This is a genomic window from Peribacillus frigoritolerans (genome assembly GCF_040250305.1).
Taxonomy (GTDB): Bacteria; Bacillota; Bacilli; order Bacillales; family DSM-1321; genus Peribacillus.
This window is the reverse complement of sequence record NZ_CP158190.1, coordinates 4,514,786-4,526,851: the sequence shown is the minus strand read 5'-3', so window position 1 is coordinate 4,526,851 and position 12,066 is coordinate 4,514,786. Positions and strand designations below refer to the sequence as shown.

The 12,066-nt window shown below is 39.8% G+C and carries 11 protein-coding genes and 1 pseudogene; 8 read left to right on the top strand and 4 right to left on the bottom strand.

Annotation, left to right across the window (positions count from 1 at the left end):
- Nucleotides 1-336: 336 nt before the first annotated feature.
- Both ABOA58_RS22295 and ABOA58_RS22290 read right to left on the bottom strand, forming a co-directional pair.
- Nucleotides 337-1,320, bottom strand: a complete 984-nt coding sequence (locus ABOA58_RS22295; protein ID WP_350300060.1) for an ornithine cyclodeaminase family protein — start codon at nucleotides 1,318-1,320, stop codon at nucleotides 337-339.
- A gap of 34 nt (nucleotides 1,321-1,354) precedes the next feature.
- Complete coding sequence (locus ABOA58_RS22290) at nucleotides 1,355-2,653, bottom strand: MFS transporter (RefSeq protein WP_350300059.1); 1,299 nt, start codon at nucleotides 2,651-2,653, stop codon at nucleotides 1,355-1,357.
- 165 nt (nucleotides 2,654-2,818) lie between these two features.
- Here ABOA58_RS22290 and ABOA58_RS22285 point away from each other — a divergent pair, with 165 nt between their 5' ends.
- The 4 genes and pseudogenes from ABOA58_RS22285 (at nucleotide 2,819) to ABOA58_RS22275 (ending at nucleotide 4,569) form a co-directional block, all read left to right on the top strand.
- Nucleotides 2,819-3,331, top strand: a complete 513-nt coding sequence (locus ABOA58_RS22285) for a helix-turn-helix domain-containing protein (RefSeq protein ID WP_350300058.1) — start codon at nucleotides 2,819-2,821, stop codon at nucleotides 3,329-3,331.
- Between the two features lie 79 nt (nucleotides 3,332-3,410).
- A pseudogene (locus ABOA58_RS27785) lies at nucleotides 3,411-3,532 on the top strand (IS1595 family transposase); the annotation flags it as partial.
- 42 nt (nucleotides 3,533-3,574) lie between these two features.
- Nucleotides 3,575-3,739, top strand: coding sequence for a hypothetical protein (locus ABOA58_RS22280; protein WP_350300057.1), 165 nt, complete (start codon nucleotides 3,575-3,577; stop codon nucleotides 3,737-3,739).
- Between the two features lie 503 nt (nucleotides 3,740-4,242).
- Nucleotides 4,243-4,569 (top strand): hypothetical protein, encoded by a 327-nt coding sequence (locus ABOA58_RS22275; RefSeq protein ID WP_350300056.1) that lies wholly within the window; start codon nucleotides 4,243-4,245, stop codon nucleotides 4,567-4,569.
- Nucleotides 4,570-4,766: 197 nt separating this feature from the next.
- On the opposite strand, the gene ABOA58_RS22270 is transcribed toward ABOA58_RS22275, so the two are convergent.
- Together ABOA58_RS22270 and ABOA58_RS22265 are read right to left on the bottom strand one after the other, a co-directional pair.
- Nucleotides 4,767-5,957 carry an MFS transporter gene (locus ABOA58_RS22270; RefSeq protein WP_350300055.1) on the bottom strand — a complete coding sequence of 397 codons (1,191 nt, stop codon included), beginning with the start codon at nucleotides 5,955-5,957 and terminating at the stop codon, nucleotides 4,767-4,769.
- 554 nt (nucleotides 5,958-6,511) lie between these two features.
- On the bottom strand, nucleotides 6,512-7,306 hold the full coding sequence (locus ABOA58_RS22265) for an alpha/beta hydrolase (protein ID WP_350300054.1): 795 nt from the start codon (nucleotides 7,304-7,306) through the stop codon (nucleotides 6,512-6,514).
- A gap of 294 nt (nucleotides 7,307-7,600) precedes the next feature.
- Here ABOA58_RS22265 and ABOA58_RS22260 point away from each other — a divergent pair, with 294 nt between their 5' ends.
- From ABOA58_RS22260 to ABOA58_RS22245, 4 genes are all read left to right on the top strand, one after another.
- Nucleotides 7,601-8,350, top strand: a complete 750-nt coding sequence (locus ABOA58_RS22260; RefSeq protein ID WP_350300053.1) for a methionine ABC transporter ATP-binding protein — start codon at nucleotides 7,601-7,603, stop codon at nucleotides 8,348-8,350.
- On the top strand, nucleotides 8,343-9,005 hold the full coding sequence (locus tag ABOA58_RS22255) for a methionine ABC transporter permease (protein ID WP_350300052.1): 663 nt from the start codon (nucleotides 8,343-8,345) through the stop codon (nucleotides 9,003-9,005). The genes ABOA58_RS22260 and ABOA58_RS22255 overlap by 8 nt, the downstream gene beginning before the upstream one ends.
- Nucleotides 9,006-9,023: 18 nt before the next feature.
- Nucleotides 9,024-9,851: a MetQ/NlpA family ABC transporter substrate-binding protein gene (locus ABOA58_RS22250; protein ID WP_350300051.1), complete on the top strand. Its 828-nt coding sequence runs from the start codon at nucleotides 9,024-9,026 to the stop codon at nucleotides 9,849-9,851.
- A gap of 324 nt (nucleotides 9,852-10,175) precedes the next feature.
- The gene (locus ABOA58_RS22245; protein ID WP_350300050.1) at nucleotides 10,176-12,062 is read left to right on the top strand and encodes a polymorphic toxin type 15 domain-containing protein; all 1,887 of its coding nucleotides are present in this window, start codon (nucleotides 10,176-10,178) and stop codon (nucleotides 12,060-12,062) included.
- Nucleotides 12,063-12,066: the final 4 nt, after the last annotated feature.

Genomic DNA, 12,066 nt, shown 5'->3' with positions numbered 1-12,066 from the left:
TTAATAGTAGTTCAAATATTTATGACAAAAGCAGTATTTGATGTTATTGACCAACTGACAAATATTGCTCAGACATTACCTGGTCTATTGAATCAATAAGGTTATCACGAAAACGACACTGCTATTTTAATTGGTAGTGTTTTTTTGTTTAGAGGGTAGTCATAATAAAAAAAGCGACCGTGATAAAGACTTGATCGCTTGTAAAAGATAAGGGTTATTTAAAAGGCCCTTCCGAAAGAAGGGTCTCTTATTTTAAAGATGAAATGTTACTGCAAGCTAAGGCAAATAAATAGGGTTGTTATTACATTCAGCGATAGCGAAATGTACAAGCTTCTGTTATACCTCAATCTCCATCCCGATGTTCCGTTCTTTCGATTGGCAGTAAACACCTTTTGCCACAGCGAGGTCAAAGTAAGCAGCACCGACTGACTTAAAGAAGGTAATTTCCTCTTCATTTTCCCTGCCTGTTTTGGTCCGCATGACAAGTTCAAAAAGCTCCCCATGAATATCATTAAACGACCAATTTCCCTGATTGGCTGCAGAAATGAGTTCTCCTGCCTCATCCTTCACGCCAGCCAAATCGTCGACGATAATTTTAGCAGCGCGTGATACCGTGGTATTATCCACTTCTTTCATATGCGGCAAGTAAGACCCGACCCCGTTAATGTGTGTGCCCGGCTTTAAATCCAGTCCATTAAATACAGGCTCATTCGAGCGGGTTGCACAGCAAATGATATCTGCTTGACGAACAGCTGCTGAAACATCTTCGCAAACTTCAAAAGGAACGGTTACTCCGAATGCCCGCAGCTTTTCACCGAATTTCTGCGCTTTCTCTGGTGTGCGATTTACTAATAAAATACGCTCAATGTCCCTTACGGCTAACACACCGATTGCTTGTTCAAATCCCATAGCCCCTGTCCCGATGATCGTGAGAACCCTGGCGTCTTTACGAGCAAGAAAGTCTGTGGCAATGCCGCTCAATGCCCCCGTTCTGAGACGTGTTAAATAGGAGGCATTCAACAGTGCTAAATGTTCGCCATTTTCTGCATCTGACAGTAAGATGACTCCTTGTGTTGTTGCCATCCCCCTTGAAGGATTCTTTGGAAAAATGGTAACGACTTTGACCGCCGAAACTTCTTCAGATAAATCAGCGCTTGGCATGTAAAGGGCCGATGCCTCGTGTTGAGGGAAAGCAAGCACTGTGCGATGAGGGTTGTCTATTCTTTGAGCACCATGTGCACGCAATACGGCCTTTATATCCGCTATTGCGTCTTTCATTCCATATGATTGTTGAATTTCCTTCTCACTTATTACCAACATTCAATTGTCCTCCTTGAAGTAAAAGATCCATAGATTACATGGCACTAGTATTATGCGTTTCGTCTAATTTCTGATTGCTGCGATCCTTAACTGCCCAAATCGCTGCTAGTGACAGGACAGATGCAAAAATAATATAAAGGGCGACAGGAACATAGGAGTTATTAAACCTATCAAGTAAAGCCGTTGCAACTAGCGGCGCTGTTCCTCCTGCCAGAGCTGCTCCGATTTGATATCCAAGCGTGATGCCGGTATAACGAATCTTTGCATCGAAAATTTCCGAGAACATCGTTCCAAGAACAGCTGTGATGGGGGCCCAAATAACCCCTAAACCTATCACTGTTGCAACGATTAATAGCAGTACCGATTTTTGCTGCAGCAACCAGAAGTATGGGAATGCAAACAGTGCCATCCCGATCGTTCCCCCTATAAACAGCTTTTTGCGGCCAATCTTATCAGATAAATTCCCCATGATTGGTATTAAAATCGTCGTTATAATTGTAGCAATCATGACTGCAGTTAATGTAGCTGTCCGTGAGAAACCGAGATTTGCAGTAGCATATGATACGACAAACGTGCTAAAAATATAAAATGGAGCTGTCTCTACCACTTTGGCTCCCACGGCGATAAGCACTTCACGCCAATAATTCTTAAGAGTTTCTACAATCGGCAGCTTTGGAACTTCTCCGGATTCCTTCACTTTTTTGAATGAAGGTGTTTCATCAATTCCTTTACGAATCCAAAGGCCAAAGAATACAAGCAGAGCACTAAAAATGAATGGTATACGCCATCCCCAAGTCATGAATGCGTTCTCAGGCAGCAGTGTCATAATGGATAAGGCAACGGTTCCAAGCAGCATTCCTATAGTAACACCCATCTGAGGAATGGACCCGAACAAGCCCCGTTTCTCAGCGGGAGCATATTCAACGGCCAATAAAAGCGCGCCTCCCCATTCACCGCCAATTCCCAGACCTTGTACTAAGCGCAACGTGATTAATAAAATCGGCGCCCAAATCCCAACGGCTTGATATGTAGGAAGAAGCCCCATCCCAAATGTTGCGACACCCATTAAACTAAGTGTTAAAACAAGTGTTTTCTTTCTCCCGATACGATCGCCAATATGGCTGAAAATCACTCCGCCAAAGGGGCGGATGAAGAATGCTAACGCAAAGGATGCATAGGAAAGCAACAGCCCTATTGTCGGATCCTCATTCACGAAGAATAGCTGGTTAAACACAAGAGCTGAAACGGTCCCATATAAAAAATAGTCAAACCACTCAATCGAACTTCCGACTAAACTCGCAATTAAAATTCGCCGCATTTGTTTCTTCTCCATCTTGAGTCACCCCATTATAAATTGAAGTGTCACTTCAATTTATTATTTCCTTTATTGTAAATAATTTTAAATTTTCTGTCAATTATTTTATTAATGACGGAACATTCATCAAAATTTGTACTGTATAATGAAGCTAGATACTATGTAAAAAAAGGGGGCATCTCTATGCCTTTTGATTCAATCGGGGAAAAAATGAAATCATTGAGGAAAGAGCGAAAACTAACATTAAAGAGCCTTGCTGAACAAACAGGCGTTTCGATCAGCTTTTTATCGCAAGTAGAACGGGGTAAATCAAGCGTCACATTAGAGTCATTAAAAAAAATCGCTGATACATTAGATGTCAGCCCAAGTTTCTTTTTTTCTGAGGACCGCTCCCAAGAAAATTCAGATTATAATCAAGAACAATTTCACTATCAAAATTTATCCAGCGGCATTCGTGATGCTGTTTTTTCGCCTATTCTTGTCACCTTAAAGCCAGGTGAAAATAAAGGAAGCGCCTTTTCTCATAGCGGACATGAATTCTTATTCATTATCGAAGGGAAGTTAACAGTGGAAATAGAGGGAGAAAGAATGGAACTCCATGAACAGCAGTCGTTCATGTTCGATGCTAGAAAAGCCCATTACTGGTTTAACTTCTCGGATCAAAATGTCCGGTTTTTGGTGGTGTCGTCGAAATAACGTCACGGTGTATAGCCAGTTAACGAAATAGTTGGTTGTTGTTGCAAATGAGGTCATATGTCGTACAAAAGGATAGATGTTAAACAGCAAGGAATATGAGAACACAATGTCGACTAAGAAAAATATGTTGTCGCCTCTTGTCTGTTTACTGTAAATGAAACAAACAGTAAGCTTCGACGAACGGCTTCGGTAAAATCATGAAATTTTATATAGGATATATTGAGTTCTGGAGGGAGCTGTATTATGCAAAAGGCAATCGTAGTTTATTATCTTACCGAAAAGAAGAATAACTTAAGTGATTTAAATCAACTTTTGCAAGAGGGATGGAAGGTTGTCTCTCAGAGTGCTATGTCAGGTGCAGGTGGTGGTGGAGCAGTTTATTCACTTGTTACATTAGAGAAAGATTAGGAAACAATGCTTCGGGATTCATTGCCACTAACGGGAAACGATAGTTTAATTAACCGCCTTTACAAAGGGCGGTTTTCTTTTGGGGTAAAACAACATTAAGATTTAACATAACCTATCGGAAAGAAAGGGGAGTTTTCCATATGTGAAAATCCTGAACTCAATTTTGGAATCTATCAATCTGGATTTAGGGTTATTATGCCATTATAGGAATGAAAATTAAAATGGGGGGAGAAAAAATGAAAAAACATTTGATGATAATACACCTTTCCTTACTGAATGATAAATAGGATCATACCATTCTATAACCGCAACATTTTAATTGGCAGTGTTTTTGGATAGTCATAATTGTGAATAAAAGTAATTTTAACAGAGTTACAAGGTCAATACTTGGACGGCAAACATGGGAATACATACCTAAATTCTTGGAATTTAGAACCGTGGCGGCCAGTACTCATATTAAGAATTGTAATCCAGTATAGGTTATTTTTAGAAGGAGGTATAAGATGCTAATTGAAAGTATGAGTGATTTTTTTTATGAGCCAGTATACATACCTATTTTAGTGCTGCTGCTTGGATTATTATATGTAGGTATTTTAGTAGATAGTTTTACAAAAGTTAAGTTTAATATCATAGGATATTTTTTAATAGGAATATCTATAACAACATATCTTCTTGTTGGCTTGTATATGACCGGAACAGGATATTATTTAGACGGGCACGCTCCGGAAATGTTAGTTTTTGGAGGTTTTGGGTTTTTAGAGCTTACCTTATTAACTTATCCTTATATATTCCTTACATTGGCGGTAACTCTAGGAAAAAAGGGCATATAATTCAGGCGGCGTAAATCGCAATTATCCGCTTGGTTTTTAGCACCTAGTCTTTTAAAAAAAGAAGTATCAAAGAACAACTATCGTTCTTGATACTTCTTTCTTCCATTTATTTGAAGGTTTGTTTATTTTGCCATGAAAAGATTTTTGTTCTATTGGAGGTACCAAAGGAAGCATACCAATGCGTTTTTAGCTTTCTCTTATGCTGCTTTCTTTTGCTTTTGGTCTAAGCGATAACTTAGGAATGTTAGAAGACTTGCAAAGATTGCAACCAGCCCACCGACCCATGTCACATTCAGCAAATTTCCCTGGTGGTAAACAACTCCGCCCAGTGCGGAACCAAAGGCGATACCGACATTGCTTGCAACTGGCATCAGTGAAGCAGCTAGCCCTGTAGCTTTTGGTTGATAAATACCGGCAAGGTCTATCAAATAAAGCTGGGTAGATGTTGTTAAAAGGATGGCCATTAATGACATCAAGCCAATGTTAATCAATCCAAAGATAAAATGATTTGTCGTCCAATATAAACTGATCAGAACGATTGCCTGCACGAGGAAAACAAACCGGAGGCGTCCGATCGCATTGTAGCTGGCAATTTTACCAGCAAGTATGTTGCTGAAAATGGAAATGAATCCGTAGCCAAACAAGATCAAACTGATTGAACTGCCTGGTGCTTCCATTCCTTTCAGAATCGGAACAAGATACGTATAAACGGCATACGTCGCTCCAAACCCAAGAGATGGAATGAAAAAAGCCATTAAAATTCGCGGGTGTGTTAACAAAGAAAATTGATCACGCATCGAACTGCGAATTGTACTTTGCATAGTAGGCAATACGAAGAAAGATGCCAAAAACGCAATAGCTCCGAGAAAAGTCGTTAACAGGAAGGATGCATTCCAGTCGTACCATTCAGCGATGACAGTGCCTATCGGTACTCCAATCACGTTTGCAAGCGTAAAGCCACCGAAAACGAATGATATAGCAAGTCCGCGTTTAGCGATCGGCATGGTTTCACTTGCAACAACCATGGCAAGGGAAATTAAAACGCCTGTTACAATCGCAGTCAGCATCCGAAGTGCAAGGAGCATGATGTAGCTCGTCGAAATCACGCACAAAGCATTCAGAACGATGAACGAACCTATCAGAAACAACATCCATTTACGCTTTGGAAAATGACTCGTTGCCGACATCACGAGCGGTGTGGCAACGGCAAACGTAAGCGCAAACGCAGAAACGAGTGTGCCTGCTTTGGCATTTGTGATATGGAGACTCGAGGAAATATCGGTTAAGATCCCGACGATAACAAATTCGCTTGTCCCGAGAACAAATGTTAATAAAGTAAGTGTTAAGATGAGTAACCAATGTCGCTTGGTTAATTCTGTGGCGTGCATAAATACCTCTTTTCTTAGATGAATGTAAATGTGTCACAGGGTAGATAAACAATTTAACTATCATACCATAAAACATTTTCACGAGGAAAACCCTTGCTTAGTTATCGTTGATTATTTCTTGCTAAAAAGCTTGTAGCTGAATCATTCACTAATTTTTGAAAAAGCAATATAAAAGAAGAAATAACAGATTAACAAAAACATGTTTGACAGTGGGCCTATCAACTTGCTCGGGACTCTTTTTACTCAAAGCTTTTTCAATCGTAAGTGGCAACAAGTCCTTCCGTTTGGCAGAACGATCATGAGGTTATGCTGCATGCTGATTGCGATCATTGGATTGATCAAAGGCTTTTGATCACTGTTGGAAGTGAGGAAGGGTTTATGGTAGAGGATGCAAAGTTTCTATATTATGCGATGGATAAAAATCATGCTTCTGTAGTGTCACCCATTAAGAGTAGGAACTTCCTATTCGCCAATAGATAAAGACTCTTTTAAAAAGCAGCCCCCAAGACAATCACCCTTCTTGGGGGCTATTGTGATTCCATCGATAAGGATAATTAACGATCCGACGTTTCGTTTTTAGTTTCTATGCCATATAACCAACGTAGTGACTTAATGAAGTAGTTAGAAAAGAATAGGTCATCATGAGTTCCTTCTGGATCTGACGCAAATAATAGATTGGATTCCAAATAGCCTTCCTTGATAAATTCAAGGTGGGCCTTCTTCGTGTAGTCAACCATATGCTTTTGTATCGTTTCTTTATAAATTCCCTCTAATTCCCCGACATATAAATAGAGCTGATGATTTTGACGATTCACAGTTGGTTTGATATGGATATTTCCTTGCCGTTCAATCTTTTCTCCTTGAAGATAGCGAAGAACATCCTCGTACCAAAAGGAAGCAGATAATGAGATATATTGATGGAATACCTCTGGATAATAATAGGAGGCAAAAATCGAAACAAGCCCTCCTAATGAGCAGCCGGAAATAGCTGTATGTGAAGGTTCAGGATTCGTAGCATAATGGGCATCTATATATGGCTTTATTTCGGTTACAACAGTATGTAAATAAATCTGTGCTTGTCCTTCAAAAGTAGGACCAAGAGGTGCAAGTGATGGTGCTTCCCACGGCGTATAGTCATTTTTGCGATCAATTGGTTCAATTCCAATAACGATAAGTGGCTCAATTTGACCTGAAAGAATTAAATGATCGATATAGTTTGCAGCTTGTTTGGCAGTTTCTCCGCCATCATGCATATAGATTGTTCGGTATTTCTTGGTTTGATCGTAATTTGAGGGTAAGATGACACATACCTCATAGTTGGCAATTTTCTCATCAAGGTACTGAATCATGTATTTTCCTCCACGTCCTTTATGAATATTCGTATTTTGAAGGTTAGAAACCAACAATTGATAATGATAACCATTATCAATTATAATGTACTCTCCATTATTTTGAAAGGAATAATCCGATTAATAGAAAAATCTAGTCATAAGGATGATAATAGGGTTAGAAGTCTTTAACTGTTAATTTGTGTCTTTGCATTAGGTCCTCATTAGTTGATAAAATAATATATTAGCTGTGTTTCTTTGATGGAACTATAAGAGCGTTATACTTACCTTTCAACAAATAGAAAGTGGGATTTTATGATTAACCTGCATCAAGTGAGTAAAAAATTTTCACAGTTTCAGGCAATTAAGTCTGTTACTTTAACAATACCTAAAGGTGAAATCCATGGAATAATCGGAGCAAGCGGAGCAGGGAAATCAACGTTGCTGCGGCTAATGAATTTGTTGGAGACCCCAGATGCGGGCAACGTGGAGGTAAACGGCCAAAGATTGACAACATTAAACAATAAAGCACTTCGGGGAGCACGGAAGTCGATTGGCATGATTTTTCAGCATTTTAATCTTGTGGCAAATAAAACGGTTTATGACAATGTGGCAGCCTCTTTAGAACTGGCAAATTATCCAAAGAAGGAACGTCGGAACCGTGTTGTAGAGTGTCTCCAATTTGTCGGATTGGAGGGTGAGATGGAGAGATACCCTGCACAATTAAGCGGGGGACAAAAGCAGCGTGTTGCCATTGCAAGGGCATTGGCAAATAACCCGCAAGTGTTATTATGTGATGAACCGACCTCTTCCCTTGATCCAAATACAACGGCTGAAATATTAGATGTGCTAGAGAACATCAACAAACGCTTCGGTGTGACGATTGTCATTGTTAGTCATGAGCTGGATGTCATTAAAAGTATATGCAATCGTGTATCGATCATGGCAGAGGGAGAGATTTATGACACGGTCTTAATCGAACCAAGCGGGATTCAAAAAAAGGATAATCGTCCAGAATACTTTATCGAACAATTAGCAGAGAATGGTGGGCTGGGTCATGCCTGAGATTTTAATTCAATATGAGGCAGAAATTTGGCAGTCAATTGGAGAAACCATTACGATGGTTGGTGTGTCCATTTTAGCTGCGATTTTGATTGGATTGCCTGTCGGGACCTTGCTATTTCTTTCTAGGAAGGGTCATTTGCTTGATAATCCGTGGGCTTTCTCGATTTTGAATTTACTTGTGAATATTATCCGTTCATTCCCATTTTTGTTATTGGTTGTTTTTTTAATCCCGTTTACAAGGCTCATAATCGGCACAGCCATTGGTACAGCATCTGCTTGCGTACCATTAGCGATCATTGCCATTGCCCATTATTCGCGATTGGTCGAGCAATCTTTATTGGATGTGCCAAAGGGTGTGATCGAGGCAGCCATTTCCATGGGGGCTTCTGTAAAGGATGTCATATTTAAATTTCTTTACGTGGAGGCTCGTTCAGGGCTTGTCCTCGGACTAACAACATCGATTATCAGCTTTATTTCCTATTCAACGATCATGGGAGTGGTCGGAGGCGGCGGTATCGGCGACTTTGCCATCAGGTATGGCTATCAGCAGTTTAAAACAGAGCTAATGATTTATATGATTATCATTATGATTATTCTAGTACAGCTTATCCAATTTATTGGAACAGCTGTAGCCAGAATGATTGATAAAAGATAAATAATGGAGGGAAACATCATGAAAAAAATACTCTTTCTCATGACAGCAATTATGTTGCTTTTAGTAGGATGTGGCAAGGCGGATGAAGGAAAAGAGAAAGAAAATGCGCAGAATCAGGAGAAGGAAGAGGTAACATTGAAAGTGGCCTCACTCATTCCCCCAATGACGGAAATTCTTGAGCTTGTTAAACCAAAGCTGGCAGAGGAGGGCATTAACCTGGAAATGGTTGTATTAGGTGATAATGTGCAGCCTAACACCGCACTAGCGGCAAAAGAAGTGGATGTGAACTTCTTCCAGCACGTTCCTTATATGGAGGAATTCAATCGAAACAAAAATGCCGAGCTTGTACCGGTGAAACCCATTTATTTTGCCAATTATGGTGTGTATTCCAAAGAATACGATTCAATGGATAAATTGCCAGAGGGTGCCGTTATTGCCATTGCAAATGATGTGTCGAATATTGATCGTTCATTGGCATTGCTAGCACAGCATAAAGTTATTACTTTAAAGGAAAAAAAGGGTCCATACTATACAATGTCTGATATTACCGAGAACCCTAAAAACTATCAGTTTAAAGAAGTGGATTTATTAATGCTAGCGAGAACGTATGATGAAGCAGATGCGATCGTGATAACACCGGCTTACGCTGCACCGCTTGGTTTGACACCAAAAAATGACGCTCTTCTCACAGAAGGTGTTGAAAATGACTTTGCGATTACATTAGTGGCACGCAAGGATAACGTGGATTCTGAGCCAGTCCAAAAGTTGGCCAAGGCCATGACAAGCCCGGAGGTACGCAAATTTTTAGAAGAGAAATATAGTGAAACGGCCATACCGGCCTTTTAATTTTGATACAAGGAAAGGGCTATTCCTTCAACAGGAATAGCCCTTATTTACGCATCAGTTTAACTTTGCCAATTTTGTGGCTCCTGGACAGCCCATTTTTGTTCAATATTACAAAGCTTAAAGAAATATTCTATTAGCCTATCCTCTTTATACTAAAAACTATTTCCTTCATTATTAATCCGTTTAGTAAAAAGTCCCCTCATTTCTTGAATAAATATAGAAACTCTTCTAAAATATATTTAGTCCATAATTTTACAGTTGCTAAAAATATTTCATCCAAATGATATTTAGTTATAAGAAAAGAAGTTGAAAGGACTTTCCATTATGTCTATGATTTACGAATCTCAAACACTAGTTTCTGCCATGCAAACGCGTGTCGGACAATATAAAGACCTAAAAGAACAGCTCACGGAATTGAAAAAAGGATTTGAGAGTATCGTTAATTTGGATGATGAGCTGCAGGGGCAAGGCGCCGAGGCCATTAAAGGGTTTTACAAAGCACAGATCGATGTCGTGGATTCTTGGCTGCGCCTGATCAATCGGCATGTTGCCTTTTTAAGTGGAATTCAAGGAGATACAATCGAAGCGAACCTTAGTGAAACCGTGGTCACGGTTCCTTTTTTAGAGGAAGAGCTGGAAAGCGCCAGTCGAAATTCCAAGGAAATGGTCACAGCCCAGAAAAATGATCTGAAAAAAATATTTGCGGGAATTGATGATATCATTCAGTTAGAGCCCTTTTCTGACGATGCGTTCTTTGAAAATATCGAGAAGGCTGAAACGAAACGGACCCAAACGATAGACAAAGTAAACGAGATCGATCATAAGTGGACGACTGAATATGCCAAATCCGAAGAGGACCAAGCGGCAGTGACGGCACTCATGGAGCAACTGAAAATATCCAGTACAAGGGGAGGAGAAGTATCCCCGCTCTATTTTAATGCAGCAGCTTATAAAAATAGTGAAGCCTATAAAAACCTAGAAGTAAGGAAAAAAGAAACCGCGCAATATCTCAAGGTTAAGAAAGAAGAAGCGGAGAATCGCCGGATCAAAGACTTGAAGGCGCAACTCGATCATGTAACAGATCCGGATGAGTTCCTCAAAATCGCCAAGCAAATCGGGTACGAAAACTTAGCGCCCACCCAGCAGCAATATGTCATACAGCTAGAAGCATCCAAGCAAACCGCAGACATTGCAAAAGGAATTGGCGTAGGCCTGTATGATGTAGGTAAAGACTTTGTGACAGGAGTTTGGGACTTTGTCACAGATCCTGGCGAAACGGTTGAAGGCGTAGCAAATTCAATCATGCACCCGATAAAAACCTATAAATATTTTTCAAAAGCAATATCTGATTCATATGAGCGGGATATGGTAAATGGAGATGCCTATTCGCGGTCTCATTGGGTAACTTATGCCCTCGGAACAGTCGTCACATCTTTAGTAGGAACAAAAGGCGCAGGTGCTGTAGCGAAGACTGGGGCGACTACTACAAAAGCCGCTGCAGTAAATGGCGTTACGAAAGCAAAAGAACTTATCTCTATCCCTAACCTATTACCATACAATCCAAAAAACCAACTGTCGTTGGCAGGTGGAGTACCTTATAATGTGGTTAATGGTGCAGGGTTGAAGGATCAGTTGATTTCAATGGCGAGAGTGGAGTATGAAATTAGTGGTAAGGGAACGGTTAAGGATAGTAAGGAAGTTAAAGATTTAGATACTGTACCAAGAATTAGAGAAATTGAGGTAAACTTTAACTATAAAACTAAATTTGATTCAGAGGAATTTGCAAGGCAGTTAAAAGATCAAGAAAAGGGTATGAACGAACTAACTGTATATGAATACCAACAAAATCGAAAGCGATTTATTGATGAAGGTAGAGCAATAGAAAGTAATGCAGCTCAACAAGCTGCTAGGGAAGAAGCTTATGTACAAAAGATAAATGAACTACAAAGAGAAGGACTAACTCTTTCTCAGGCTAAGAAAGAAGCCAAGGGATGGTTAGATACTCAGGCTGCACTGCATAATCCTGACCAGATAGCGGGTGGAAAAGCAGAGGTAATTGGGGGAATGGGAGATAAGAAAATTAATTCTTCTATAGGTAGTCAATGGCGATATAGAATTGATATTGTAGATGAACAAATTAATGGATTAGCAAAGAACATGACACAAGAACAACGGAAAAATACGTATTTAAATGTAAAGTTAACAAATTAGAGGA

Coding starts and splice junctions, on each gene's coding strand:
- ABOA58_RS22290 (WP_350300059.1), bottom strand. CDS start 2,653: ATGGAGAAGAAACAAATGCGGCGAATTTTAATTGCGAGTTTAGTCGGA.
- ABOA58_RS22275 (WP_350300056.1), top strand. CDS start 4,243: ATGCTAATTGAAAGTATGAGTGATTTTTTTTATGAGCCAGTATACATA.
- ABOA58_RS22280 (WP_350300057.1), top strand. CDS start 3,575: ATGCAAAAGGCAATCGTAGTTTATTATCTTACCGAAAAGAAGAATAAC.
- ABOA58_RS22265 (WP_350300054.1), bottom strand. CDS start 7,306: ATGATTCAGTACCTTGATGAGAAAATTGCCAACTATGAGGTATGTGTC.
- ABOA58_RS22285 (WP_350300058.1), top strand. CDS start 2,819: ATGCCTTTTGATTCAATCGGGGAAAAAATGAAATCATTGAGGAAAGAG.
- ABOA58_RS22250 (WP_350300051.1), top strand. CDS start 9,024: ATGAAAAAAATACTCTTTCTCATGACAGCAATTATGTTGCTTTTAGTA.
- ABOA58_RS22255 (WP_350300052.1), top strand. CDS start 8,343: ATGCCTGAGATTTTAATTCAATATGAGGCAGAAATTTGGCAGTCAATT.
- ABOA58_RS22260 (WP_350300053.1), top strand. CDS start 7,601: ATGATTAACCTGCATCAAGTGAGTAAAAAATTTTCACAGTTTCAGGCA.
- ABOA58_RS22295 (WP_350300060.1), bottom strand. CDS start 1,320: ATGTTGGTAATAAGTGAGAAGGAAATTCAACAATCATATGGAATGAAA.
- ABOA58_RS22245 (WP_350300050.1), top strand. CDS start 10,176: ATGTCTATGATTTACGAATCTCAAACACTAGTTTCTGCCATGCAAACG.
- ABOA58_RS22270 (WP_350300055.1), bottom strand. CDS start 5,957: ATGCACGCCACAGAATTAACCAAGCGACATTGGTTACTCATCTTAACA.